The 25,655-nt window shown below is 58.9% G+C and carries 16 protein-coding genes and 1 tRNA gene; 14 read left to right on the top strand and 3 right to left on the bottom strand.

Annotated elements, in window-relative coordinates; genetic code table 11:
• Positions 1–246: 246 nt before the first annotated feature.
• The 6 genes from def (at position 247) to glyS (ending at position 7,719) form a co-directional block, all read left to right on the top strand.
• Complete coding sequence (gene def, locus MSNKSG1_RS14775; protein WP_008940093.1) at positions 247–750, top strand: peptide deformylase; 504 nt, start codon at positions 247–249, stop codon at positions 748–750.
• A gap of 87 nt (positions 751–837) precedes the next feature.
• Positions 838–1,773 (top strand): methionyl-tRNA formyltransferase, encoded by a 936-nt coding sequence (gene fmt / locus MSNKSG1_RS14770; RefSeq protein ID WP_040886981.1) that lies wholly within the window; start codon positions 838–840, stop codon positions 1,771–1,773.
• A gap of 1 nt (position 1,774) precedes the next feature.
• Positions 1,775–3,079 (top strand): 16S rRNA (cytosine(967)-C(5))-methyltransferase RsmB, encoded by a 1,305-nt coding sequence (rsmB, locus tag MSNKSG1_RS14765; RefSeq protein WP_008940091.1) that lies wholly within the window; start codon positions 1,775–1,777, stop codon positions 3,077–3,079.
• The gene (gene trkA, locus MSNKSG1_RS14760) at positions 3,076–4,479 is read left to right on the top strand and encodes a Trk system potassium transporter TrkA (protein ID WP_008940090.1); all 1,404 of its coding nucleotides are present in this window, start codon (positions 3,076–3,078) and stop codon (positions 4,477–4,479) included. Before rsmB ends, trkA begins: the two co-directional genes overlap by 4 nt.
• A 127-nt stretch (positions 4,480–4,606) precedes the next feature.
• Entirely contained in the window at positions 4,607–5,635 is a 1,029-nt protein-coding gene (gene glyQ, locus MSNKSG1_RS14755) for a glycine--tRNA ligase subunit alpha (RefSeq protein WP_008940089.1), read from the top strand.
• 2 nt (positions 5,636–5,637) lie between these two features.
• Entirely contained in the window at positions 5,638–7,719 is a 2,082-nt protein-coding gene (gene glyS / locus MSNKSG1_RS14750; protein WP_008940088.1) for a glycine--tRNA ligase subunit beta, read from the top strand.
• Between the two features lie 57 nt (positions 7,720–7,776).
• Here the strand turns inward: glyS and MSNKSG1_RS14745 are convergent, their stop codons facing one another.
• On the bottom strand, positions 7,777–9,222 hold the full coding sequence (locus MSNKSG1_RS14745; protein WP_008940087.1) for a TrkH family potassium uptake protein: 1,446 nt from the start codon (positions 9,220–9,222) through the stop codon (positions 7,777–7,779).
• A 182-nt stretch (positions 9,223–9,404) separates the two neighbouring features.
• Between MSNKSG1_RS14745 and MSNKSG1_RS14740 the strand changes: the two genes are divergently transcribed.
• The 3 genes from MSNKSG1_RS14740 (at position 9,405) to MSNKSG1_RS14730 (ending at position 11,603) form a co-directional block, all read left to right on the top strand.
• On the top strand, positions 9,405–10,064 hold the full coding sequence (locus MSNKSG1_RS14740; RefSeq protein WP_008940086.1) for a potassium channel family protein: 660 nt from the start codon (positions 9,405–9,407) through the stop codon (positions 10,062–10,064).
• Positions 10,065–10,070: 6 nt separating this feature from the next.
• Complete coding sequence (locus MSNKSG1_RS14735) at positions 10,071–11,438, top strand: TrkH family potassium uptake protein (protein ID WP_008940085.1); 1,368 nt, start codon at positions 10,071–10,073, stop codon at positions 11,436–11,438.
• 88 nt (positions 11,439–11,526) lie between these two features.
• Positions 11,527–11,603 (top strand) — tRNA-Pro (locus tag MSNKSG1_RS14730).
• Between the two features lie 71 nt (positions 11,604–11,674).
• Here the strand turns inward: MSNKSG1_RS14730 and MSNKSG1_RS14725 are convergent.
• Both MSNKSG1_RS14725 and MSNKSG1_RS14720 read right to left on the bottom strand, forming a co-directional pair.
• The gene (locus MSNKSG1_RS14725) at positions 11,675–12,769 is read right to left on the bottom strand and encodes a hypothetical protein (RefSeq protein WP_008940084.1); all 1,095 of its coding nucleotides are present in this window, start codon (positions 12,767–12,769) and stop codon (positions 11,675–11,677) included.
• On the bottom strand, positions 12,766–16,440 hold the full coding sequence (locus MSNKSG1_RS14720; protein WP_152638794.1) for an ABC transporter permease: 3,675 nt from the start codon (positions 16,438–16,440) through the stop codon (positions 12,766–12,768). The genes MSNKSG1_RS14725 and MSNKSG1_RS14720 overlap by 4 nt, the downstream gene beginning before the upstream one ends.
• Before the next feature lie 493 nt (positions 16,441–16,933).
• Here MSNKSG1_RS14720 and hsdR point away from each other — a divergent pair, with 493 nt between their 5' ends.
• The 5 genes from hsdR (at position 16,934) to MSNKSG1_RS14695 (ending at position 25,430) form a co-directional block, all read left to right on the top strand.
• Entirely contained in the window at positions 16,934–20,461 is a 3,528-nt protein-coding gene (gene hsdR / locus MSNKSG1_RS14710) for a type I restriction-modification system endonuclease (protein WP_008940081.1), read from the top strand.
• An 83-nt stretch (positions 20,462–20,544) separates the two neighbouring features.
• A complete protein-coding gene (locus tag MSNKSG1_RS14705) occupies positions 20,545–21,729 on the top strand; it encodes an AAA family ATPase (protein WP_008940080.1) in 1,185 nt (394 codons plus the stop codon).
• 7 nt (positions 21,730–21,736) lie between these two features.
• Positions 21,737–22,276, top strand: coding sequence for a hypothetical protein (locus MSNKSG1_RS18980; protein WP_008940079.1), 540 nt, complete (start codon positions 21,737–21,739; stop codon positions 22,274–22,276).
• Between the two features lie 104 nt (positions 22,277–22,380).
• Complete coding sequence (locus MSNKSG1_RS14700) at positions 22,381–24,003, top strand: class I SAM-dependent DNA methyltransferase (protein WP_008940078.1); 1,623 nt, start codon at positions 22,381–22,383, stop codon at positions 24,001–24,003.
• Positions 24,000–25,430, top strand: coding sequence for a restriction endonuclease subunit S (locus MSNKSG1_RS14695; protein WP_008940077.1), 1,431 nt, complete (start codon positions 24,000–24,002; stop codon positions 25,428–25,430). The genes MSNKSG1_RS14700 and MSNKSG1_RS14695 overlap by 4 nt, the downstream gene beginning before the upstream one ends.
• Positions 25,431–25,655: the final 225 nt, after the last annotated feature.

Here is a 25,655-nt window from a genome sequence, read left to right as displayed (position 1 = left end):
TTTTAACTATTAACTGATCAGTTTGTACTCAATCGACGAATTAGGGGATAATAATCGTTATTGGATAGGCAGTCCCGTCCGGCCATTGAAAGTCGCGGTTTCAGCCCGACTATCGGTGTTGTAACAGGAACTTTGCCCAGTGGACGGCAACATTTCGGAGACTGCCTTCACACGGTTACAAATTGTAAAACGTCTGTTCTGAAAGAGCAGGCGTTACCGAATCCACTGCCCAGAATTACGAGCGTTATGATACTAGATATTCTCGAATACCCGGATCCCCGTCTTCGCACCATCGCCAAGCCGGTTGAGGCGGTAACCGACGAGATCCGCAAGCTGATCGACGACATGTTCGAGACCATGTACGATGCGCCCGGCATTGGTCTGGCGGCCACACAGGTCAACGTGCATAAACAGATCATTGTCATGGATCTGTCCGAGGACAAGAGCGAGCCCCGGGTCTTTATCAACCCCGAAGTGGAAGTGCTCGAGGGCGACCTGGAGCCCATGCAGGAAGGTTGCCTGTCGGTGCCCGGCTTCTACGAGGACGTCGAACGGGTCGAACACTGCATCATCCGGGCTCGGGATCGTGACGGCAATCCCTTCGAAATCGAGGCACAGGGACTGCTGGCGGTGTGTATTCAGCACGAAATGGATCATCTCAATGGTAAACTCTTCGTGGATTACCTCAGCGCCCTGAAACGCAACCGGATCCGCAAGAAACTTGAGAAACTCCATCGCAAGAGCGCCTGATCAGGCGGGCCAGCAGAACAGCACAGTTTGACGGACCGGGCGATGACCCGGTCTTTTCGTATTCAACGGAACAGAGACATACGCACCGTGCGAATCGTATTTGCGGGTACACCCGATTTTGCCGCTGTCGCCCTGCGGGCGCTTCTGGCCACCCACCATGAGATCGTCGCCGTCTACACCCAACCAGACCGGCCGGCCGGTCGTGGCCGCAAACCCTCGTCCAGTCCCGTGAAACAGGTGGCCGAAGCGCACTCGCTGGCAATCCGTCAGCCGGAAAGCCTCAAGACGGCAGACGCCCGGGAGGCGATGGCCGCCCTCGATCCCGATGTCATGATCGTGGCTGCCTACGGCCTGATCCTGCCGGCGGATGTGCTGACGATCCCGAGCCATGGATGTCTGAATATCCACGCCTCGCTCCTGCCACGCTGGCGAGGGGCGGCACCGATCCAGCGCGCCATTGCCGCTGGCGATTCCGAAACCGGCATCACCATCATGCAGATGGACGAAGGCCTGGACACCGGCGACATGCTGCTGAAGTCGATCACCGCCATCGAGTCCGGCGACACCGGCGGCAGCCTCCACGACCGTCTCGCCGACATGGGAGGTGCGGCCATCGTGAAGGCAATGGATCTGCTCGAGAAAGGCGAGCTGACGGGAGAGGCCCAGAACGACGAACGGGCCTGCTACGCCCGCAAGCTGACCAAAGAGGAAGGCCACCTGGACTGGCAGGCCGATGCGAATGCCCTGGAACGGCTCATCCGGGCCTTCAATCCCTGGCCGGGAACCTACGCGGAACTGGACGGACAGCGCATCCGGATTCACCAAGCGGGCGTCCTGCCCGAGTCCTCTGACCAACCGCCCGGAAGGGTGCTCCGGCGCAACCGGGACGGCATCGATATCGCCTGCGGTGAAGGTGTGCTCCGGGTGACGCGGTTGCAATTGCCGGGCGCACGCACCCAGACCGCCAATGATCTGATCAACGGCGGCAAGCAACTGCTGATGCCCGGCCAGGAGCTCCGCTGACATGACCAGCGGCCATCAACCCATCCGGGCCGTTGCGGCCGGCGTGCTGCTCTCCGTGGAGCAGGGCCAGTCACTCAGCCAGTGCCTGCCACCGGCCCTGAACCGGGTGGGCGATCATGAGCGGGCGGAACTCCAGGCCCTTTGCTACGGCAGTTGCCGCTGGTTTCACCGGCTCGATGCGGAACTGGGCGACCGCCTGAAAAAACCACTGCGCAAACCGGATCGAATCATTCACCATCTGATGCTCGTGGCCCTGTTCCAGCTGCGATTCAGTGACCGGGCCGCGACCTATGCCGTGGTCAACGAAGCGGTGGAAGCCTGCCGTGCCCTTGGAAAGCCGCATCTTACCGGCCTGGTGAACGGTGTTCTCCGGGGCGCCCAGCGGGACGACGCCCCCGAGCCAGGGGACGACCCGGCCCGCTTCAGCCACCCCCGGTGGATGGTTGATAAACTGCGCCATAACTGGCCGGACGACTGGCAGCGCATTCTGGACGCCAACAATACCCAGGCGCCCATGACCCTGCGGGTCAATGCCCGGCGCTTTACCCGTGAGCAATACCTGGCTCTATTGGAGGATGCCGGCATTGAAGCAACCCCCACCCGGTTTGCCCCCCACGGCCTGCAGCTGACCAGACCGACACCGGTGGATCGGCTGCCCTGGTTTGCCGATGGCGCCGTGAGCGTACAGGACGAAGCCGCCCAACTCTGCACCACACTGCTCGATCTGGCTCCGGGCCAGCGGGTCCTGGATGCCTGCGCCGCCCCTGGCGGCAAGACCTGTGCAATCCTCGAAGCCTGTGACGCATTGGCCGAGGTGGTCGCCATAGACGAATCCGCCGACCGACTGCCCCGGGTGGAAGAGAACCTGGAACGACTGGACCTGGTCGCGACTCTGAAACAGGCCGACGCCGCGCGGATCGAAGACTGGTGGGACGGCGACGCCTTTGACCGTATCCTGCTCGATGTGCCCTGCAGCGCCACCGGTGTTATCCGGCGGCATCCGGACATCAAACTGCTGCGCCGAGAATCCGACATTGTCCCCCTCGCCGGCATACAGCTTGGCCTGCTCAATGCCATGTGGACGATTCTGAAACCCGGCGGCAGACTGGTATACGCGACCTGTTCGGTGTTCCCCCAGGAAAACCACCGTATAATTCAACGGTTCCGGAAACAGTGTGCGGACAGCATACTGGTAGAGCCGGAGGTGACCTGGGGCCACGACACCGGCGCAGGCCGGCAGCTGCTACCGAATCCTGACAGCCACGATGGCTTCTTCTACGCGGTACTGGAGAAACCCGAACCATGAAGATCCTGATTCTAGGCGCCGGCCAGGTCGGCGGTACCCTGGCCGAGAACCTGGCCAACGAAGCCAACGACATCACCGTGATCGACAGCGATGGCGCCCGTCTCCGGGAGCTGCAGGATCGGCTGGACATCCGGACCGTGCAGGGTAAAGCCTCATTCCCGACGGTGCTGCGACAGGCCGGGGCCGAGGACGCCGACATCCTGATTGCCGTCACCAACAGTGACGAAACCAACATGGTGGGCTGCCAGGTCACCAAGCTGCTGTACAAGACTCCGACCACCATCTGCCGGGTGCGTGCCAATGCCTACCTGGCCCGGTCCGAGCTGTTCTATCAGCGCGACAAGGAAAAGGACCTGGACAGCCTGCGCGGTTTTCCGATCGACGTCCTGATCAGTCCGGAACACCTGGTCACCAAGCACATTACCCGACTGATCGAATACCCGGGCGCATTGCAGGTGCTGGAATTCTCCAAGGGGCTGGTCCGGCTGGTCGCCATCCGGGCGACCCAGGGTGGTCCCCTGGTTGGCCATGAGCTGTCCTACCTGCGCACCCACATGCCCCGGATCGAGACCCGCGTTGCCGCGATTTTCCGCAAGGACCGCGCGATCATGCCCCAGGGCGATACGGTGATCGAAGATGGCGACGAGGTGTTTTTCATCGCCGGCGCCGACCACATCCGGTCGGTCATGAGCGAACTGCAACCGCTGGTGAAACCGTACAAGCGCATCTTCATCTGCGGTGGCGGCAATATCGGCCAGCGCCTGGCGAAAACACTGGAAAGCCGTTACCAGGTCAAGCTGCTGGAGCAGGATCACGACCGGTGTGTGATGCTCTCGGAAAACCTCCGCAAGACCGTTGTCCTGGAGGGCAATGCCGCCAACAAGGACATCCTGCTCGAGGAGAACATCGAAAACACCGACGTTTTCTGCGCGGTCACCAACGACGACGAAGCCAACATCATGGCATCGCTGCTGGCCAAACGGCTCGGAGCGCGCAAGGTCTTCACCCTGATCAACAACCCGGATTACGTCGATCTGATCCAGGGCGGCGACATCGACGTCGCCATCTCGCCCCAGCAGACCACCATCGGCAGCCTGCTTACCCACGTGCGGCGGGGCGATGTGGTGAACGTTCACTCACTGCGCCGGGGCGCCGCCGAGGCCATCGAGGCGATCGCCCATGGCGACCACCGTTCCTCAAAGGTGGTGGGCAAGCGGCTGGACGAAATCAACCTGCCGGAAGGCACCACCATCGGCGCCATTGTCCGCCATAACGAGGTGCTCATCGCCCACGACCACCTGCGGGTGCAGCCGGACGACCACGTCATCCTGTTCCTGGTGGACAAGTCCCGGGTCCGGGATGTGGAGAAGCTGTTCCAGGTGGGTCTGACCTTCTTCTAGCGCAAAATCAAAGGCGTGAATCGCACTTAGAAATACCGCTTTGGCAAGCGTATAATGCGCCTTTTTTCGGAGTGTCCCGAGGGAACAGCGGGGCGCCACACACAGACTGAATCAGCAGGCAATCGTCGTGACAGACAAGGCAACGAACAACTCCGCGCCGGATATCAAGACCTTCCAGGGTCTGATCCTGGCTCTGCAGAATTTCTGGGCGCAGCATGGCTGCGTGGTTCTCCAGCCCCTGGATATGGAAGTGGGCGCCGGCACCTTTCACCCGGCCACCTTCCTGCGTGCCATCGGCCCGGAGACCTGGAATGCCGCCTATGTTCAGCCCAGCCGTCGTCCCACCGATGGCCGTTACGGTGAGAATCCGAACCGTCTGCAGCATTACTATCAGTTCCAGGTAGTCCTCAAGCCCTCCCCGGACAACATCCAGGAACTGTACCTGGACTCCCTGCGCGCCCTGGGCCTCGATCCCCTGGTGCACGACATCCGGTTTGTCGAGGATAACTGGGAATCCCCCACGCTGGGCGCCTGGGGCCTGGGCTGGGAAATCTGGCTCAATGGCATGGAAGTCACCCAGTTCACCTACTTCCAGCAGGTGGGCGGCCTGGAGTGCTACCCCGTCACCGGCGAACTGACCTACGGGCTGGAGCGGATCGCCATGTACCTGCAGGGCGTCGACAGTGTCTACGACCTGGTCTGGACCGAAGGCCCGGACGGGGTCGTCACCTATGGCGACGTGTTCCACCAGCAGGAAGTGGAGATGTCCACCTACAACTTCGAACAGGCCGACACCGACTTCCTGTTCCACAGCTTCGATGTGCACGAGCGCGAAAGTGCCCGGCTGATCGAGGCCGGGCTACCGCTTCCGGCCTATGAACAGGTGCTGAAGGCGTCTCATACCTTCAACCTGCTGGACGCCCGCCACGCCATCTCGGTCACCGAGCGGCAGCGTTTCATCCTCCGTGTTCGCACCCTGGCCCGCGCCGTGGCCCAGGCCTACTTCGACAGCCGCCGCAAGCTCGGCTTCCCGCTGGCCCCGGAGGCCTTGCGCGAGGAAGTCCTGGCCGCCGCCAAAGCGGCCGATGAAAAGGCCAACGGCAAGAAGAAGGGCAAGAAAGCGAAGCAGGCACAGCAGGAACAGGGGAACGCATAATCATGGCTACACAGGATTTTCTGGTCGAACTGGGCACCGAAGAGCTGCCTCCCAAAGCGCTCAAAACTCTGTCTGACGCTTTTACCCAGGGCATCGTCAAAGGCCTGGAAGAGGCCGGCATCGAATTTGGCAAGGTCGAGTCCTTCGCCGCGCCACGCCGTCTGGCCGTTCGGGTACGGGATCTCGCGGATGCCCAGCCGGACAAGCCGGTGGAGAAGCGGGGCCCGGCGGTCAAGGCCGCCTTCGACGACGCCGGCAACCCGACCCGGGCACTGACTGGCTTCGCCACGTCCCTGGGTATTACGCCGGACCAGCTGGACACGCTGGAAACCGAAAAGGGTGCCTGGGTGGTCTACCGCACCGTGGAACAGGGCAGACCGACGGTCGAGCTGATGCCCGAACTGGTCGAACAGTCCCTGGCGGCGCTGCCGATTCCCAAACGCATGCGTTGGGGCGCTCACCGCACCGAATTCGTTCGGCCGGTCCACTGGGCGATTCTGTTGTACGGCAACACGGTGATCGACGCGCCGATCATGGGCCTGAAACCGGGCAACACCACCCGCGGTCACCGCTTCCATTGCCCGAAACCCCTCATCGTCCCGACCCCGAGCGATTACGAGGTCGTCCTCAAGCAGGAAGGCTACGTGCTTGCTGACTTCGCCGAGCGCCGCGAGCAGATCCGCAAAGGCGTTGCCGCCCTCGCGGAGAAGGAAGCCGGCGGGAAGGCCGTGATTGACGAAGACCTGCTGGACGAAGTCACCGCTCTGAACGAGTGGCCGGTACCGCTGATGGGGCGTTTTGAGGAACGCTTCCTGGAGGTACCTGCAGAAGCCCTGATCTCTTCCATGGAAGAGCATCAGAAGTATTTCCACGTGGTGGGCAAGGACGGGAAGATACTTCCGCTGTTTATCACCGTGGCCAACCTGGAGAGCAAGGATCCGGCACAGGTGATTGCCGGTAACGAGAAGGTGATTCGTCCCCGCCTGTCGGACGCTGCGTTCTTCTACGAGACCGATCGCAAGAGCCGCCTGGAAGATCGCATCGAATCGCTCAAGCCGATCGTGTTTCAGGAGAAGCTGGGTAGCCTGTACGACAAATCCGTTCGTGTGGCGGCCCTGGCGAAGAAGATCGCCGACGCCATCGGCAGCGATCCGGCCCTTGCCGAGCGCGCCGCCATGCTGGCCAAGACCGACCTGGTCACCGAGATGGTGCTCGAATTCACCGACCTTCAGGGCATCATGGGTCAGTACTACGCCGCCAACGACGGTGAGCATGAAGATGTCGCCCGGGCGCTGAACGAGCAGTACATGCCACGCTTCGCCGGCGACAGCCTGCCCACCACACTGACCGGCTGCGCCGTCGCCATCGCCGACCGGATCGACTCGCTGGTGGGCCTGTTCGGAATCAATCAGCCGCCGTCGGGCACCCGGGATCCGTTTGCACTGCGCCGGGCTTCCCTCGGGGTGCTTCGCATCATCATCGAGCGGGAGTTGCCGCTGGATCTTCAGACCCTGTGCGAATGGGCCGAACAGAACTTTACGGTACTGACCGAGCAGCAGACTGCCAGCACCGTGGTGGACTACATGCTCGAGCGTTTCCGCGCACACTACGAAGAGCAGGGTATTGGCGCCGAGGTGTACCTGGCGGTGCATGCCCGTCGCCCGACCCGGCCGCTGGATTTCGACCGCCGCGTGAAAGCGGTGGAAGCCTTCCGCCAGCTGCCGGAAGCCCAGGCGCTGGCCGGTGCCAACAAGCGGGTATCCAACATCCTGACCAAACAGGGCGGTGACAGCATCGGCGAAACCGTGGATCCGTCACTGCTGCAGGATGCCGGGGAGAAAACCCTCGCCGCGCAGGTGGACGAACAGGCCCGGAAAGTACTGCCGATGTTCGAGAAGGGCGATTACGCGAGTGCGCTGAGTTCACTCGCCAGCCTGAGGGAGCCGGTGGACACGTTCTTCGATGAGGTCATGGTCATGGCCGAGGACGATGCGGTTCGCAACAACCGGCTGGCGCTGCTCAATCGCCTGCGCAACCTGTTCCTGCGGGTTGCCGATATTTCCCTGCTGCCCACCGCTGGCTGATCCCCTGTCGGCGGGTGCCAGCCAGCGCTGGCGCCTGCCGACACGGCCTGTCCCCGTTTAGCTGCGCCAGAAATCCGGCGACAGCATCACAAAGACGCTCAACAGTTCCAGACGCCCCAGAATCATGGTGGCCATCAACACCCACTTGGCCGCGTCCGGCAGGCTCTGGAAATTCCCCGCCGGCCCGATGATGTCACCCAGACCGGGCCCGACATTTGTCAGGGCCGTCACTGCCCCCGAGAAACTGGTCACGAGATCCAGCCCCAACGCGCCCAGCATGGCTGTCACCACCGCCAGTGTCGCCAGGAAGATGAACGAGAAGGCGACGCTGGAAGCCACAATGTCGTCTCCGATGACCCGACCGTTGTAATTCCGGGCAAACACCGCATGGGGATGGAGCAGTCGACGCACCTGCTCCCGGAGCAGCAGCATGGACAACTGGAACCGGAAGATTTTCATCCCACCGGCGGTCGAACCGGAACAGCCGCCAACGAAGGTGATGAACAGAAAGATCACCACCGCAAAGGGCCCCCACATCGAATAATCGGTGGAGGCAAAGCCCGTTGTGGTCACCACCGAGGTAACGTTGAACAGGGCGTGGATAAAGGTAAAGAACGGATCAGCATGATCGTTGACCACGCGGTAAACCGTCAGCATGGCGGCCACGGCCACCAGCAGCACCAGGAAAAACCGCACCTGCTGATCCCGGAACAGGGGCTGTCGCTGGCCATGGATAAACCGGACGAACAGGAAAAAGGGCATGCCACCGATCGCCATGAACACCGTTGCCACCAGCAGGATACCCAGCGATTCGAATTGACCCATGGAGCTGTCTGACGTGGAGTAACCTCCGGTGGACACCGTGGTCAACGCGTGGTTGAGGGCTTCGAACAGGGTCATGCCCAGGAGCCAGTAGCTCAGCAGGCAGGCCAGGGTAATGCCCAGGTAAACGCCGACCAGGCTGCGGGCCAGACTGTTGGTGCGGGGCACCACCTTCTCGCTCCATTCCGACGACTCCGTCGCGAACAGCCGCATACCACCGATGCGCAGGAACGGCAGGATGGCCACGGCCATGCCGATGATCCCGATGCCGCCCATCCACTGCATCAGCGAGCGCCACAAAAGAATGTCATCCGGCATGGAATCAAGCCCGGTCAGTACCGTGGAGCCGGTCGTTGTGACACCTGAGATACTCTCGAAAAACGCATCCGTAATGGTGAGGTTCATGCCGCTCAACAGCAGAGGGAGACTGGAAAACAGGGGAATGATCACCCAGGCCGACACCGTGAGCATGAACATCTGGCGCTGCTTGAGGGCATGCTTGCGCCTGCCCGACACCGACAGTGCCACCACGCCGATGACAAAACAGACGGACGCGGATTTGACGAACGCCAGCCAGTCCGATGTTTCGCCAAACATCAGGAGGTTAACCGGAAGGGTCATCAGGAAGCTGAGCAGTATCAGCAGAAACCCGAGGATCTGAACGATCGGGAGAATACTCACCGCAAATCGGACTCCACATGGCGCCAGGGCAGGGAAAACGGGCAAGTTATACACTTTTTGCCGATCAATTCCTACCCAATTGCTCCCACCGTCCGCGGGCCAGCGGCGACACAGGTCATCCCCGCTGGAATCTGTTACTGTTCCGGAAACGCCGATTCCAGTGAGACCGGGAGGTCCCGACCATGCAAAAAAAGCAACAGATCGTGGTGATCGGCCTGGGCGTGTTCGGAGAAACCATCGCCCGGGAACTGACCCGCCTTGGCCACGACGTGCTGGGTATCGACAACAACGAACAGGTGGTCGATCGCCTGTCCGAGTGCATCACCCACGCAGTGATCGCGGACGTCACCGACGAGCAGGCGATCGAGGAACTCAGTATCGCCGATTACGACGTCGCGGTGCTGGCGATCGGACGCAACTTTGAGGCAACCATCCTCGCCACCATGCACCTGCAGAACATTGGCCTCCGGAAAATCTGGGCCAAGGCCCTGACCACCCAGCACCAGAAGATCCTCCAGCGCCTCGGAGTCCACCGGGTTATCGCCCCGGAATACGAGATGGGGGTGCGGATCGCCCAGGAACTCAACTACCCGAATGTCCTTAACTATATCGGCCTGGGCGACGGCGATTACGTGGTTGAAATCGAAGGTGGTGAGGCCCTGGACGGCCACACCATGGAGGATATTCTGGAAAAAACCGGCGCCAACATTACCGCGCTGGTGATCAAACGCAGTACCAGCGTCCATCACGCCCCGGGGCATGCCTTCCAGATCAAGAAGGGCGATCACCTGGTACTCGGCGGTCAACTCGAGGAATTCCGTAAAATCGAGAGTTACCTGTAACCGGCCATGAGACTCCAGACCCGGGACCTGCTCCCCATTTCGCCCCGCGCCGGCCGTATGGGTCCGAAGCGCATCAGCCCGCCCGGCCTGCTGATCGAGGGCTTCTGTATCCTCATCGTCCTGGGCACCTGTCTGTTAAAGCTGCCCTGGGCAACCGAGATCCCGGTCACCTGGCTGGAGGCCGCGTTTACCGCGACGTCTGCCGTCACCGTGACCGGTCTCACCGTGGTCGACACCGCCACCGAGTACACCCTGTTCGGCCAGATTGTTATCCTGCTGCTGATTCAGCTTGGTGGACTGGGCCTGATGACATTCGCCGTTCTGACGGCGATGGCGCTTGGCTTCAAGCTGGGCCTTCGCCACCACCTCGCCGCTCAGGAAGCCTTTAACGAGATTACCCTGAGCACCACCAAGAGTGCCGGCACGTCCATCGCCATCTTTGCGCTGTCGGCGGAAGCCATTGGCCTGGTGATACTCGCCTTTTACTTTGTACCCGAGAAAGGCTGGGCCGACGGGCTTTACCAGGCCCTGTTCTATAGCGTGTCGGCGTTCAACAACGCCGGATTCGCCCTATCCCCGGACAGCCTGAGCGCCTATGTGGACAATGCCGGCGTCACCCTGACCGTCACCGGACTCTTCATCATTGGTGGGCTCGGGTATCTCGTCGCCCGGGAAGTCTTTGAAAACCGGGGGTTCTCGGGGCTGTCCATGTTTTCCCGGCTGATCCTCACCAGCACCCTTGTGATCAACCTCGCCGCCATGGCCCTGTTCCTCCTGCTGGAATATGGCAACCCGGGTACCCTCGGCGCCCTGGACAGTGTTGGTGACAAGCTGCTGGCGGCCTGGTTTCAGGCCACGACGACCCGGACCGCCGGTTTCAATTCAGTGGACATCGGCGCTCTCACGGCCGGTACCTCCGTGCTGTTCCTGCTTTTGATGTTCATCGGCGGCGCACCGAACTCCACCGCCAGCGGCATAAAACTGTCCACCTTCCTGGTTTTGCTCTCGGCCACCCGCGCCTTTCTGAAGGGCAACCTCACCGCCACCATGGGCCGCCATTCCCTGTCCCGGGAAACCGTCCTGAAGGCGCTCGCAGTGACCACCCTCGCCATGGTGGTCATCTTCCTGGGGGTGCTGGGACTGAGCATTTCTGTCCAGGGCGACTTCCTGGATATTGCCTTCGAAGTGGTATCCGCCTTTGGCACTGTGGGACTCTCGAGGGGCATCACCAGTGAGCTGGGGGCGCCCGGTCAGCTCATCATCATGGTGATCATGCTCGTCGGACGGGTGGGGCCACTGACCCTCGGCTATATGCTGACCATGCGTCGGAAATCCCTGATCCGCTATGCCACCACCGAAATTCCGGTGGGCTAGTCCGTACAACTCGCAGGATGAATTTCATCTTCAGGCGTTACGGGGGCTGGTAAAAGAAGATCGAATCCGTATAATACCGGCCGTTGTTCGGCGTGTGGCGCAGCTTGGTAGCGCACTTCGTTCGGGACGAAGGGGTCGCAGGTTCGAATCCTGCCACGCCGACCATTATCCCGCTTTGTTTTCCTTAGGCTCGGCTTGACACTTTGGGCCGCCCGAAACACCTAACTGTCTTTTTATCACCCTGCTCGTGTTGACGTGGCTGCATGCTGTCGTCGAGGCCTCGGTGAGTATGCCCAACTTTTCCGCATAATATCCAGCCGTCCCGGGGTGTTCAGCCGCAGGACCTGAGTCGCCATCTCGTCGTTCTTTACTTTCCAGATCTCGTTATCCATGTCCCGCCAGTAACGGGGCGGTCGGTGGGTTTGGCGATCGTGTTCGGCCGTCACCGGGTCGTTAGGCCGGTGTTCTTCCCAAAGGGGGGTGTCCGGCAGTGGCCGGCTGGTGTCCATAAAGTTCTGGAACATATCCCACAGGGCGTAGCATTCCTCGGGGCTGGTTTTGCCGATCAGGGTACCGATGGGGATCAGGATGTTGCGATACCGGTTTGCCAGGTACAGGGTGTGCACCACCCCGCCGCCGTGAATCAGCTCGTTGGAGGTGTAGGCATCAAACTCGTAAAACGGCGCGGTTTCTTCGTCCGGCTGGCCGGTTTTGCCCCAGGTGCCTTTTTTGTCGTAGTGGAACACGGTCACCAGGCCGGTGCGGCGATTGAGTTCCCACAGGGGGCCCTTGTCCGGCTTGATGAGCCACCGGGGGAAGAGCTTGAACAGGGCGGTGGGGATGAGGTTGCAGGCGATTAAAGGACCTAAAAACGTTGCTAATATTGGGAGAAATGCGAGAAGTGTCGCCCCAAACGGCTCACCCTTTGGCCGAATATGGAGATGGCCTGCGAACCCCAAGGCGAGTGGGAACATCATAAAGGCGATGATAATGGGATTGCCAAACGCTTTGAAAAACAACAGGATGCGTGTTCTCAGTGCCGCTGTCGCATGGCGGTAGCGCTGATGGTCAATGCGCTGATGAGTCTGCAGGTCTCCGAAGGGAGTTGGATTCTTCTCGAACTTCCGGAGCATTTCGGGACGGTTTCGCCGTCGAATGATCTGTGGCACGACATCCTCTGTGTGGCCCCAGGGCAGTTTTCGGTCCGCTTTTCGGTTAAACCAGGGCAGTGCCGGATTGGCGCCCGGTGCAGGGCGCTTCTGCTGGGGGAGGTGTTCGGAATCATAGGCCTTCGGGCCGTAGTATCCCGATGCAGGTTTATCGGTTGTCATCCCGTGGCTCCCGGGCTGCTGAATTCATTGATCCAGAAAAGCTGCTTCTTATCGCTGAAGTCTGGTTCCGTATGCTCACTATCTTTGCCGTCGAAAATGGTTGAATCCTTGGGTGGCGGTGCCGGAAACGCGAGTTCCCGGATGCCCGTTTCCACACGGATTTGGGCCTTTGGCAGCCAGGAGTAACTCACATTGTGAGTGCTGAAAGGGATGCCAAGGAATTTGGTCGTTTCTGTATGGTTAGAGGGTGTTCTAACAATGTATTCGTAGCCATCCGGCGTAGCACCCTCCCGGAGAATGTAGCTTTGCAGTTCGGTGTCAGGAACCGGCTGAGGGGCCAATGGAACCGAGTGGTTGCTGTCCTGTTTAACCCGGTGGCTGAGCAGTTGAAGCTTGAAAGTCATTTGTTGTTCAGTGAAGCCGGTCAAGCCTGGCAGATTGCTCTGAAGCCGGATGAGGTGTGTTGCCTGGGCAAAATCATGATTGTCCAGCCCCTGGCGTTTCAGCGCTACGCGGGTGGTTTCCGGAATCGGGTACATAGTGACCCGCACCTGAGAGAGCAGGTAGACCAGCCGGTACCAGGCTTCCAGGGCATTGTTGTCGCCTTGCAGATGCGGCAATCCGTTATGTTCACCGAAGGGGCCGTTCTTCAGCCAGTTCTCTATGGGTTCGTCTTCGTAGAGTGCGACAAGTACCGCACCACCAAGGATCAGGCAGAGGCCGGCCCAACCCAGAGGGCCCATGCCAAGCAGAGTGAGTTGGGCGGGTACCATTGCGGAGAGTGTTGTCACCACGCCACCCACAGTAACAATGCCATGGCCGAGAGCTGCCTGATCGCCAGTGTTTATGGCGTAGATCGTGTCAGACAGGCTGACACCCGTGAGGGCCAGCCCCCCAATACCACCGAGCAGCATTTTTACGGTCAACGCTTTTGCACCGAAGAACTGGGCGATAGCGGTGGCGGCTTGGTTTTCGAACTCATAGCTGAGAGCTTCGGCGATTCTTCGTTTGAGGGCTTCATTCGCAAACCTTTCTGACAAAAGAATTGCCGCTAACGCTCCGCCGTACCCAGAAGACAATAGGCCAGAAATAGCTCGATAATCGCTGCGTTCGCGGGATGTTCTCTTCAGAGAACCAAACGCATTCGCAACATTAACCCCCTCAATAGCCAACACCAGAAACGGCAACGCCGGTGTATTCAGTACCCGATGCAACCGGCTTCGTTCGGCCGCGTTAAGAATCATCCGGTGTGCCCTCGCCTCACCTTCGAGCTTGCGAATGTCCGCATTGATATCCCGAATCCGGCCGCCGGTCTGTTTCAGTTCGTCCACTACCTGATTGTACCGGTTCTGGGCAGCGTGGAGCCTCGCCCTGAGCTCTTCGTGAGTGCCGTTGGCCTCAGCCAGGGCCCGGCGCGCCAGGGTCAGGGTATTCTCGGCCCGGGTCAGGGCCTGAATAGCCTGGGTGGTGGGCTTATCCCGGCTCAGTACCCAGACCAGAGCCTTGCCTGCGGCGGGTGTTTCCAGATTGTAGCGTGTGCCGTCTGGCCGCAGGTCTTCCAGGCCGAGTACGTATTTGCCCTCGGCAATGGCGTCGCTCAGGGGCATTCGCCTCAAATCGGGCAACATCTCCGGCATGGCCCGGCGCAGGCCTTCCATGGGGTTCGCCATGGAGGCAATGCGCTGGGCCATCAGGCGTTGCTGGATGGCTTGCCGGGTTTCCGCGTGCTGTTGCTCCAGGCGGGCGCTGGCTTCATCAAAGTCTTTGAGGGCTCTGGCAGTTTCCTGCTCTTTCTGAAGCGCCTCGTTGCTGTTGAGCCTCATCCATTCCCGGCTGGCCGTGTCGAGTTCGGCTTCCAGAGCTGCCCGTTGCTGGGACAGGCGGGCCTGTTCGTCGGTCAGGTTCTGGAGTTGTCGGTCGTTATTCTCCAGCGCCGCCATGGCGGAACGGATGGACTGGTGCAGTTCGCTGTGGGAGCTGTCCAGCGCCTTCAAGCCGGAGTTCATGCCGGCGAGCATCAGTGTGGTCCGTGCGCCACTTTGAATATCGTCAGCCAGCCGAAGACCTTCCACCGTCAGTATTTCACTGCCATCCTCCGGCAAATCCCGCTTTTCCAGGGCGGCGAGGGCGGTGCCCCGGAATACACCTGTGCCATCGTTGGGGTCCGGCGTTTCCGGGGGCTGGTAGGGTTCGGTTTGGCTGTCAGGTGTAATTTGCGGCCACAACATACGGGCGAGAGACACTTCGTCTCGCGAGGCGCTGGCGGCTGCCTGTTCGGTACAAAGCGACCGCACCCAGGCCTTGCCGTCGCTATCCGGGCTGGGCTGGCTGTGTTCCGGGTCCAGTGGGTCCTGCTTGCAGGCAGGTTCCAGGGTGTCGCTGATAAAGTGCCCGGCGCAGCGGAAAGCGCCGGCATAGTCAAAGCCTTCGGAACTGAACAGGTCGGCCAGGGCTTGTTGGTAGGGCTGGCGTTTCAGACATTGCAGCAGTTCGGCCTGGGCCAGTGTGAGGTAGTGTTGCCCCAGGGTGCGCTCTTCGGTCATCAGTACGCGGCGAATTTTTTGCCGGCCATTGGAAGGCACTGCCAGGCTGTATTTAAACAGAGGGTTCTTCTGGCGACCGATCCGGCCCGGCAGGATGATCTGGTTCACCAAAAGGGCATTTTCCAGTTGCGGATTCTTGCGGGCCTTCCCGGTAGACAGGTTCAGCAGATGCCGGGCGGTGTTGATGCGTGCCTGCTGGTGCCGCATCTCGTAAAAATGATCTTCAACGCGCAGGCCACACACGCCCCGGGTTCTTAAATCTTCAAGGGCGTCTGGCTGGCAATCACCGGTTCGCCATTCCTCGTAGCTGAAGGGCCGTTGCGGTGGGGTTTCACCGGCCCGGTCCAGATCCTTTTGAATCACAATGCCGAGCGCAGCAGGCTCAGGGTGTTCAAAGGGTGCCAGGGGCGCAGTGCGCTCACCGGCATTCCACTCTTCATAAAGGCTGGCGGCCATATCCAGGGCTTTGCCGGCGTAGGTGTCGGTGGTATCGGCCAGGTATTCCCAGGGCCGCTCAAACTGCCATTCTTTGGCAGGGGCCCTGGGTCTTTGCGCTTCGACTTTGTCCAGACGGAACACGGTTCGCCTGGCGGCATCCGGCCAGCGGGCAAAGCCCATCTGGGGTTGATCTGCCGGGTACAGGTCCCGGAACTGACTGCATCGGTAATGGCGGAGCCCGGAATCGTTCTGCAGGCAATTCAACCGTGCCGCAGAGAGCGGGGATTCGCTGAAGGCGGCTTCCAGGGACTGATCCTGCCCGTCAAGGCGAATGGGAACCCAGATATCCGTCAGATGTTTGCCGACGGTGGGGCGGCGGTCATCGGTAAACTGGCCGTCTTCCGTGCGATGGTCCGCCAGCCTCACATCGCGGAATTGCGGCCGGTTGCCTTCCCAGGCGATTTGCAGCTCTCGCCAGAGTGCGCCGTTTCGGAACAGATAGAGGAATCCAGGGCGGGCCAGAGCCGGCCAGGTCAGGTGCTTGCCCTCGTGATCCATTCCCCGCACCCAGGCCATGGGCGCTGCAGGCATAAGGATGTTGGCAGAGATTTTGGAATGGATGCTCTCGGGCGCCGGAGTATCCGTGAGCGGTAAGTGAATCGGCGCACCCGATTCTACATCAACTTCCAATACCGCCCGGCTGGCAGGCTGGTTGTGCCAGGGCCAGATGTGCAGGGAGGATTCACCGTCTCGACCGCGCGCAGCCAGCTTTTCTGGATGCCATCCGGCAGGCGCCGTTCAACCCCGGGGAACGGAGATTCTGCAGTCTGAAAAACCACTGGGCGCTGTCCGTTACTGTGGTTTGTGCCAAGCACGGCAACAATGAAATCACAGAAGGTGCAGGGTGGGCCGTCTGAAAGGCGGCTATGGGCCAGGTTGCTCATGGCTGACGTTCCTTATCAATGGGTGAGCGAAGCTTCCTGCTTCGATGCCGCCAGATTCTATAAGGCCCGATGATTGATGTCACACCAGCGATCCTGTTCGCCCTGTATTTTTGATCTTCGACGAGGCCAACGTTGGCCTGGCTCTCTGCCCGGAAGGGCGATGGCCGTCAGGAAAGCAACTGCCATATCCTTGATAAGTCTGCTAACGTTCTCCCGTAAGACTGTCGCGGAGGGATACATTGAACAAGGCCACGGAGTTCAAGTCCGGCAATTTTGTATTTCTGGCAGAACACGACGGGTTATTCGTCGAGCTGGCCGAATCCGCCGAGCGTGCCTTTGCCAGCGACCCCAACACCACCCTGATCAAACTCCGCCAGCTGGGCGAAGCCTTGGCGCAGCATCTGGCCGCGCTCTCCGGCATCGAATTTGATGAACAGACCAGCCAGGCCGAATTGCTCTATCGCCTGAACCGCGAATTGCGCCTGGAACCGCAGATCAAAGAGCTGTTCCATATCCTGCGGATTGAAGGCAACAAGGCCACACACCAGTTCCGTACCCGGCACAAGGAAGCGATGGATGGCCTGAAAGTGGCTCGGGCCTTGGCTATCTGGTTTCACCGTTCCTTTGGCAAAGCCGGTGCCAGCTTCAAGCCTGGCCCCTTTGTGCCGCCCGCCGATCCCAGCGCCGAGTTGCGCCAACTCCAGGGCGATATCGAAAAGCTGCGCCACGAACTGCAGCACGCCAACATGGCGCTGGACAGCAGCCACCAACTGAGCCAGCTCATTGAAAAAGAGAAGGCCGAATACGAAGCCCTGGCCGTGGCCATGGATGAAGAGTCCCGCGCTCTGGCCGCGCAGGCCCACCAGCACGAACAGGCCCTGAGCCAACAGCAACAGGCTTACGAGCAAAAAATCAAAGCCCTGCAGCAACAGCTCTCAGAGCAGGGCGAGCAGACCGTTACCCAACAGCGCCAGCAGGTGGCCAAACAGACCAAAGCTGCCACAGATACCCTGGTACTGAACGAAGAACTCACCCGCATCCTGATCGACCAGCAATTACAGGAAGCCGGGTGGGAAGCCGACAGCCAGGAGATCACCTTCCAGAAAGGCGCCCGTCCGGAGAAAGGCACCTATCGTGCCATCTCCGAATGGCCCACCAATCACAACGGCAAGACGGGCCGGGCGGATTATGTACTGTTTGTTGGTCTTACGCCCATCGCGGTGGTGGAAGCCAAGAAAGAAAACACCAACGTCGCCGGCAAGATCCGCCAGGCAGAGCGCTACAGCAAAGGCCTGACAGTTGAGACGCCTTTGATCGGTGCCTGGGAGCTGATGGGCCGCACGATCGCCTGGCCTGCCGATGAAAGCGGCCACTACCACGTACCCTTTGTATATTCCTGCAACGGCCGGCCCTTCGTACCACAACTGGCCGAACAGTCGGGCACATGGTTCCGGGATGTGCGCGAACCCAGCAACCTGCGCCGGGCACTGCCGCAGTTCCATACCCCGGGCGGCCTGCTGGATCTGCTAGAACGGGACAAGGAAAACGCTGAAAAGCTTTTAAAGGAAGAACCCTTCGGTTATCTGAAACTGCGGGATTATCAACAGAACGCCATTGTCGCCACCGAACACGCCCTGACCCAGGGCGTGCGCACCGCGCTTCTGGCCATGGCCACCGGTACCGGAAAAACCCGAACCATCATCGGGTTGATGTACCGGTTCCTGAAGGCCGAGCGCTTCCACCGTATCCTGTTTCTGGTAGACCGTACCGCCCTGGGTCAGCAGGCCATCGATGCCTTCAACGAAGCGCCGCTGGAGCAGAACCACACTCTCAGCAAGATATACAACGTCGCCGAGCTGGGCGACATGGCGGCGGAAGCGGAAACCCGCGTTCAGGTGGCCACCGTGCAGGCCATGGTCAAACGCATCTTCATGAGCGACAACCCGCCGCCCATTGACCAGTTTGACTGCATCATCATCGACGAAGCCCATCGGGGCTACACCCTGGACCAGGAAATGACCGAGGGCGAACTGGCCACACGGGACACTAGCCAGTACCTTTCCAGCTACCGTCGGGTACTGGACTATTTCGACGCGGTGAAAATCGGCCTCACCGCCACCCCGGCCAAGCACACCAGCGAGATTTTCGGCAAACCCGTGTACACCTACTCCTACCGGGAAGCCGTGGCCGACGACTGGTTGATCGATCACGAACCGCCCATCCGCTACGAAACCCTACTTACCCAGAACGGCATTACCTTCGAGAAGGGCAAGCCCGTCGAAGTCATCAACACCCAGACCGGGGAAGTGGACACCACCGAACTGGAGGACGAACTCAGCTTCGAGGTGGATACTTTCAATCGCCGGGTCATCAACGAGAACTTCAACCGGGTGATCTGCGAACAGCTGGTGCAGGAACTGGCCCCCTTCGGCGATGAGAAAACCATGATTTTCTGCGCCACTGACCTGCACGCAGATATGGTAAAAAGCCAGCTTGATAAAGCCTTCAAGGATTTGTACAACGGCCAGTACAACGAAGCCGCCGTCGCCAAGATCACCGGCCAGAGCGACAAGGTCGACCGGCTCATCCGCCGCTACAAGAACGAACGCTACCCAAGCATCGCCATCACCGTAGATCTGCTCACCACCGGCATCGACGTACCGCGCATCTGCAACCTGGTATTCCTGCGTCGGGTGCGCTCACGCATTCTGTACGAACAGATGATCGGTCGCGCCACCCGCCGGTGCGACGAAATAGGCAAGACCGTGTTTCGCATCTACGACCCGGTGGACATTTACGCCGCCCTGCAGAGTGTGAACACCATGAAACCCCTGGTGAAAGATCCCGATATCACCCTTGAGCAGTTGGTGGACGAACTAACGGATGACGACAAACTGGAAACCGCATTCAATAGCCCCGGGGAACAACCCGATGAAAGCCAGGCCAACGTGGTCCTCAGCCAGCTCAGCCAGAAACTCATGCGGGTACTGCGCAAGGCGGACAAAAAAGCCGAAAACAATCCGCCGCTAAAACAGAAACTGGACGAGCTGCACCAGAGCTGGGGCGTGGAACCCAAATCCCTGCACCATCACCTGCATAAACTCGGGCCCCGGCAGGCTTCCGCGTTCCTCAAAACACACAGCGCCCTGCTGAACCAGTTGGCTGAGGTAAAGTCCCTCGTGGGCAGCAAATACATGCCGCTGATCTCCGATCACGAAGACGAAATTCGCGAACGCTTCCAGAGCTACGGCGAGCACGACAAGCCAGAAGACTATCTGGAAAGCTTCAACGCCTTCATCAAAGAACAGCTCAACCAGTCCGCGGCGCTGGCGGTGGTGGTCAACAAACCCCGGGATCTCACCCGGGAACAGCTCCGGGAAGTAAAACTGCTGCTGGACAGCCACGGCTACTCCGAAGCCCGCCTGCAAAGCGCTGTGCGCAACCAGACCAGCAAGGACATCGCCGCCAGCATCATCGGCTATATCCGACGCGCCGCCCTGGGCGAGCCGCTGATTCCCTTCGAACAGCGCGTGGCCGAAGCCATGGACCGCATCCTTACCCAGCACAACTGGACCCCGAATCAGCGCAAATGGCTGGAACGCCTGGCCAAGCAACTGGTGCACGAAGTGATCATCGACCGGGAATTTGTAAATCACCGCTTTGCCGACGACGGCGGGGCAAAACAGATGGACAAGGTGCTGGGGACTCAGCTGGATACGGTGCTGGAGGAGCTGAATGAGGCGATGTGGCCGGAGCGGAGTGCATGAGCAGCCAACACAACAACAAATTAAGTTGATAAATTAACCTCTAATTCCCATAATCAACAAAATTTCGCTTATTTTGAAATAATATGATCATTTCCCTACGTTTTAAAAACTTCTATAGCTTCTCGGACGCAACTGAGCTTAGCTTTGCTATGGGAAAAAAGCCGGCACCAACGGGCTACGATATCAACCTCCCTGATCGTCGGCTGAACAAGGTCATCGGTGTCGTAGGACCGAATGGCTCTGGCAAGACTAACTTTATTAAGCCACTGGCGTTCCTGAGTTGGTTTGCCTGTGACTCTTTTCTGAAGCTTGAACCAGAAAGCGACGTAGTCTACCAGACCCACATGCTGCACAGTGGCGCAGATACCGAGTTCGAACTCAATTTCCTAATTGGGAATTCTGAATACCGATATCTTCTGATACTGAACAATCGCCGGGTCAAGAAGGAAGTTCTCTCTGTCAGGACCAGTAGCCAATTCAGCTATCTGTTCAAAAGGGAAAAGACTGAAGACGGTTTTCTATTCCGGGAAAAGGGCTTCCCATTTCCCGCCACCAAGGCTCGCTCACTACGCGACAACGCTTCCTTATTAGCAGCAGCACACAGCTACGATATTCAGGAAGCAAAACCCGTCATCGATTTTTTTCGACGAATAAACAGCAATGTAGTCTACCGAGGTCGTGCACCCTTTAACGCATCAGACCTTATCCGAGTAGCCAAAAACTATCACGAAGACCTCGAACTGAAAGAACGAATGGTCCGGGCTATTCAAGAATTCGATCTTGGCCTCCGTGGGGTCGATATCGAGGAGCAACAGGCCACTACACCTGACGGGAAAACCGAAACAGTGTATGTTCCTGTGGGTTTGCACCGGGATGCTAATGGTAAGGAGTTTCGGCTGTCATTCTTCGACGAATCCAACGGTACCCAATCTGCTTTTGTCGTACTAGAGCATGTTCTTAAAACACTGTGCCGGGGTGGTTGCGCCGTTATCGATGAGATCGACAATGACCTGCACCCACACCTGATCCCCAGAATTCTGGATTGGTTCCGCTTTGAACACACCAATCCAAACAACGCGCAACTGATCTTCAGTTGCCACACGCCGGAGATACTCAACCGCCTTCAGAAGCATCAGGTTTATCTCTGTGAAAAGCACAATCAACACTCCGAGGCATGGCGACTGGATGAGATGGAGGGCCTCCGGGCCGATGACAATCTCTATGCCAAATACATGGCGGGCGCATTAGGAGCGGTACCGGAAATTTGAGGAGAACATGGCGAAAGGACGCAGTAAACGAAAGGCCCTTGTTCAAACCACATTATTAGTTGTGGGGGAAGGCGCAGACGACAAAGCCTTTATTACCCACATGAAACAGATTTTCTGCCCACGGGGCAGTGGGAGAAGGGCAAAAGTTGAAGCAGGCGATGGCGGCTCCCCCGGCAATATCATTACCAATGCCGTTCGAAGTTTTCGTGGTGAAGACTATGACCACAGGATTCTGGTGTTAGATTCTGATGTCCCGCCAACGGAACAAGACCGGAGGAAAGCAAAGTCCAACGGCTATACTATTATTCTATGGTCACCAACCTGCCTAGAGGGAGCCCTTTTGGATGTATTGGGTGAGCCGGTCAGAGAACATGAATCGGCAAGCTCTCTGAAAAAGCGGCTCCATCCTGCACTGGACGGCGCGCACACAAGCAGTGATGCCTATCAGAGACTTTTTCCTGAACCAGTACTCACAGCAACCACAAACAAATCTGTTGTGTCCCTACGACAAACGCTACGGCAAGAAGCAAACTGCACGACATGTTAAGAAAACCCGCTTTTCTTAACATGTCCCCCGCAACGTGCAAAGATTTTGGCATTTTTTATACATGAGGCGCTAACGAAAACGGCGCGTCTCTCAAAGGATCCCCCATGACCAACAACGACATCGTCCAGAAACTCTGGAACCTGTGCGACGTTCTGCGGGACGACGGCATCAACTACTCCGACTACGTTACCGAACTGGTGCTGCTGCTGTTTATCAAAATGGTCCATGAGAACACCGAAGCCGGCACCCTGAAAAAGCACCCGCTGCCGGAGGGCTGCCGGTGGACGGATATCAACGGCAAATCCGGCATCAACCTGCTGAATGACTACAAACGCATCCTGCTCAGCCTGTCCACCGGCAAGGATGGCGAGGGCAATCGGGTACACGACGACCCGCTGATCAGTGCCATCTACGCCGATGCCCAGACCCGCCTGCGGGAGCCGCGCCATCTGGAACAGATGATCAAGACCCTGGACCAGATCGACTGGTTCAGCGCCCAGAAAGACGGCCTGGGTGACCTGTACGAAGGCCTGCTGGAGAAGAACGCCAACGAAACCAAATCCGGTGCCGGCCAATACTTCACGCCCCGTGCCCTGATCAACACCATGGTACGCTGCCTGAAACCGCAACCGGGCGAACGCATCCAGGACCCGGCCGCCGGCACCGCAGGCTTTCTGATTGCCGCCCACGAATACATCAAAAGCCGGACCGACGACCTGTACGAACTGAGCGACAAAGACAAAACCTTCCAGACTACCCGGGCTTATGTGGGCATCGAACTGGTGCCCGGCACCCGCCGGTTGGCCCTGATGAACTGCCTGCTGCACGGTATGGAAGGGGATGCCGAGGGCATTGTGCACCTGGGCAACGCCCTCGGCCAGACCGGCGCCGGGCTGGAAAAGGCCGACGTCATCCTCGCCAACCCGCCCTTCGGCACCAGCAAAGGCGGCGATGCCAGCATCACCCGGGATGACCTGACCTACAAAACCAGCAACAAACAGCTGGCCTTTTTGCAGCACATCTACCGCAACCTCAAACCCGGTGGCCGCGCCGCCGTGGTATTGCCGGATAACGTACTGTTCGAGGCCGGCGTGGGCACCGACGTGCGCCGGGACCTGATGCACAAGTGCAACCTGCACACCCTCTTGCGCCTGCCCACCGGCATCTTCTACGCCCAGGGCGTGAAAACCAACGTGCTGTTCTTCACCAAGGGCAGCACCACGGACAAATACCAGGAAGAACACTGCACCGAGAACGTCTGGGTCTATGACCTGCGTACCAACATGCCCAGCTTCGGCAAACGCACGCCCTTTGGCGACGCGCACCTGAAGCCGTTTGAGGATGTATACGGCGAGAACCCCAACGGCGACAGCGAGCGCAAGGAAGGTGAATACAGCTTCCACTCCGACGCCATCGACCTGCCGGAGCACAGCGACGAAAACGAAGGCGTCGACCCCCGCCTGGCCCACAGCCGCTGGCGCAGTTTCAGCCGCCAGTGGATTGCCGAGCACAAGGGCGACTCGCTGGATATTTCCTGGCTGAAGGACAGTGACAGTGTCGATGCCGCCAATCTGCCGGAGCCGAGTGTGTTGGCGGGTGAGGCGATGGGGGAACTGGTGCAGGCGCTGGGTGAGTTGGATGCGTTGATTCGGGAGTTGGGGGCTGAGGAGGAGGCCGATGGGGCTCGGGTGCTTTTGGGGGAAGTGATGGGTGAGGCTGGAAAATGAGCCTGCTTCAAACTCCAGACAACTGGAACTCTGAACTCCTCGAGAACCTTCTTGTTCACATCATTGGTGGAGATTGGGGAAAAGATCCTGATCACCAAGAAAAAGACTATCAAGCCGTCGCGTGTATTCGAGGCTCCGAATTCAGAAACTGGTCCAAAGAAAGTGGTCGCACTGCGGTCCTCCGCAAAGTGAAAGCAAACAGCCTAGATAAACGTTCATTGCTTCCAGGGGATATTCTTCTCGAAATCTCCGGAGGCGGCCCAGATCAACCGGTGGGACGTACTGTACTCATTAACCAAGCTGTCCTAGATCAATTCGATATACCAGTCGTTGGAACTAACTTTCTGAGACTCCTGCGTCCGTCAGCGGCTCTAGATCAGCGATTCTTGAATAAATATCTGGAATTGTTCTATAGCTCGGGAGAAGTCATCAAATACCAAGGAGGGAGCAATAATCTCAGAAATCTGAAGTTCAAAGAATACTCGCAGATTTCCGTGCCGGTGCCCCCCCTGGCCGAACAAAAAGTCATCGCCGACAAACTCGACACCCTGCTGGCCCAGGTGGAAAACACCAAAGCCCGCCTCGAACGCATCCCGCAAATCCTCAAGCGCTTTCGCCAGTCCGTGCTGGCTTCGGCGGTGAATGGGCGGTTGACGGAGGAGTGGCGTGCGCTCCATGACTTTGAGGAAGATTCATGGTCTTCAATGCCACTGAAGAACATTGCGGAAGTTCTCGACCCGAACCCTTCCCATAGATATCCGAAGCCTGAATTTGGAGGCATACCAATTCTCTCTACGCAGCAATTTGCTGGTTACTCTGGGTGGACAACGGATAAGGCCAAGCAGGTCAGCCGTGACTTTTTCGACGAGCGGAAAGGTAAGTGTGGTTTCTATGAAGACGACATAATTTTTGCGCGAAAAGGCCGTTTGGGGCTGGCTCGATTTGCACCAAAAGGTTTCGATTATGTATATAGTCACACGGTGTTTATCGTCAGGCCACGTAGAAATGTAAGCCCATCATTTCTTTTGTGGTCACTCCGACCCGATTCTGTGGTCGATTATCTGTTAATGGCGATGAACTCTAATACAGGCGTACCCACGCTTGGGAAGGGGGTGTTTGAGAAGATGGAGGTCAACGTTCCGAGTCCGGAGGAACAAACCGAAATCGTCCGCCGGGTAGACCAGCTCTTCGCCCACGCCGACCGCATCGAACAACAGGTCAACAACGCTCTGGTCCGTGTCAACAATCTCACCCAGTCCATCTTGGCCAAGGCCTTCCGGGGTGAACTCACCGAGCAATGGCGCAAGGATAACCCAGAGCTGATCAGCGGGGAGAACAGTGCGGAGGCGTTGCTGGAGAGGATCAAGGCGGAGCGGGCGGCAATGAAGCCGGTGAAGAAGACTCGAAGCAAACAAGCTACCGTTTAGCTTCTCTCTGAACTACTCTTTAGAATTCAGTATGTTAAAAATAATCTGAGAAAAAGGCGACACGATGCAACACGGACGTTATCGGCATTTTCCGTCAAGGACACTTGACAACAGCGGGCCTGACTACCAAACTTCGCAACACATCCGCCCCTTGGCAGTAAGCCCCCTCACACATCCGGAGGGTGCGCCGATCCCCTGGGGCTTTCTTATTTCTGGACTCTCGAA

Source organism: Marinobacter santoriniensis NKSG1 (assembly GCF_000347775.1).
Taxonomy (GTDB): domain Bacteria; phylum Pseudomonadota; class Gammaproteobacteria; order Pseudomonadales; family Oleiphilaceae; genus Marinobacter; species Marinobacter santoriniensis.
The sequence above is the reverse complement of the archived record's forward strand: the minus strand, read 5'-3'. Positions and strand labels throughout refer to the sequence as shown.

Bases quoted from the DNA above. Each gene is read 5' to 3' on its own strand.
- def (WP_008940093.1), top strand. From the start codon at position 247: ATGATACTAGATATTCTCGAATACCCGGATCCCCGTCTTCGCACCATC.
- rsmB (WP_008940091.1), top strand. From the start codon at position 1,775: ATGACCAGCGGCCATCAACCCATCCGGGCCGTTGCGGCCGGCGTGCTG.
- trkA (WP_008940090.1), top strand. From the start codon at position 3,076: ATGAAGATCCTGATTCTAGGCGCCGGCCAGGTCGGCGGTACCCTGGCC.
- glyS (WP_008940088.1), top strand. From the start codon at position 5,638: ATGGCTACACAGGATTTTCTGGTCGAACTGGGCACCGAAGAGCTGCCT.
- MSNKSG1_RS14740 (WP_008940086.1), top strand. From the start codon at position 9,405: ATGCAAAAAAAGCAACAGATCGTGGTGATCGGCCTGGGCGTGTTCGGA.
- MSNKSG1_RS14735 (WP_008940085.1), top strand. From the start codon at position 10,071: ATGAGACTCCAGACCCGGGACCTGCTCCCCATTTCGCCCCGCGCCGGC.
- MSNKSG1_RS14725 (WP_008940084.1), bottom strand. From the start codon at position 12,769: ATGACAACCGATAAACCTGCATCGGGATACTACGGCCCGAAGGCCTAT.
- MSNKSG1_RS14705 (WP_008940080.1), top strand. From the start codon at position 20,545: ATGATCATTTCCCTACGTTTTAAAAACTTCTATAGCTTCTCGGACGCA.
- MSNKSG1_RS18980 (WP_008940079.1), top strand. From the start codon at position 21,737: ATGGCGAAAGGACGCAGTAAACGAAAGGCCCTTGTTCAAACCACATTA.
- MSNKSG1_RS14700 (WP_008940078.1), top strand. From the start codon at position 22,381: ATGACCAACAACGACATCGTCCAGAAACTCTGGAACCTGTGCGACGTT.
- MSNKSG1_RS14695 (WP_008940077.1), top strand. From the start codon at position 24,000: ATGAGCCTGCTTCAAACTCCAGACAACTGGAACTCTGAACTCCTCGAG.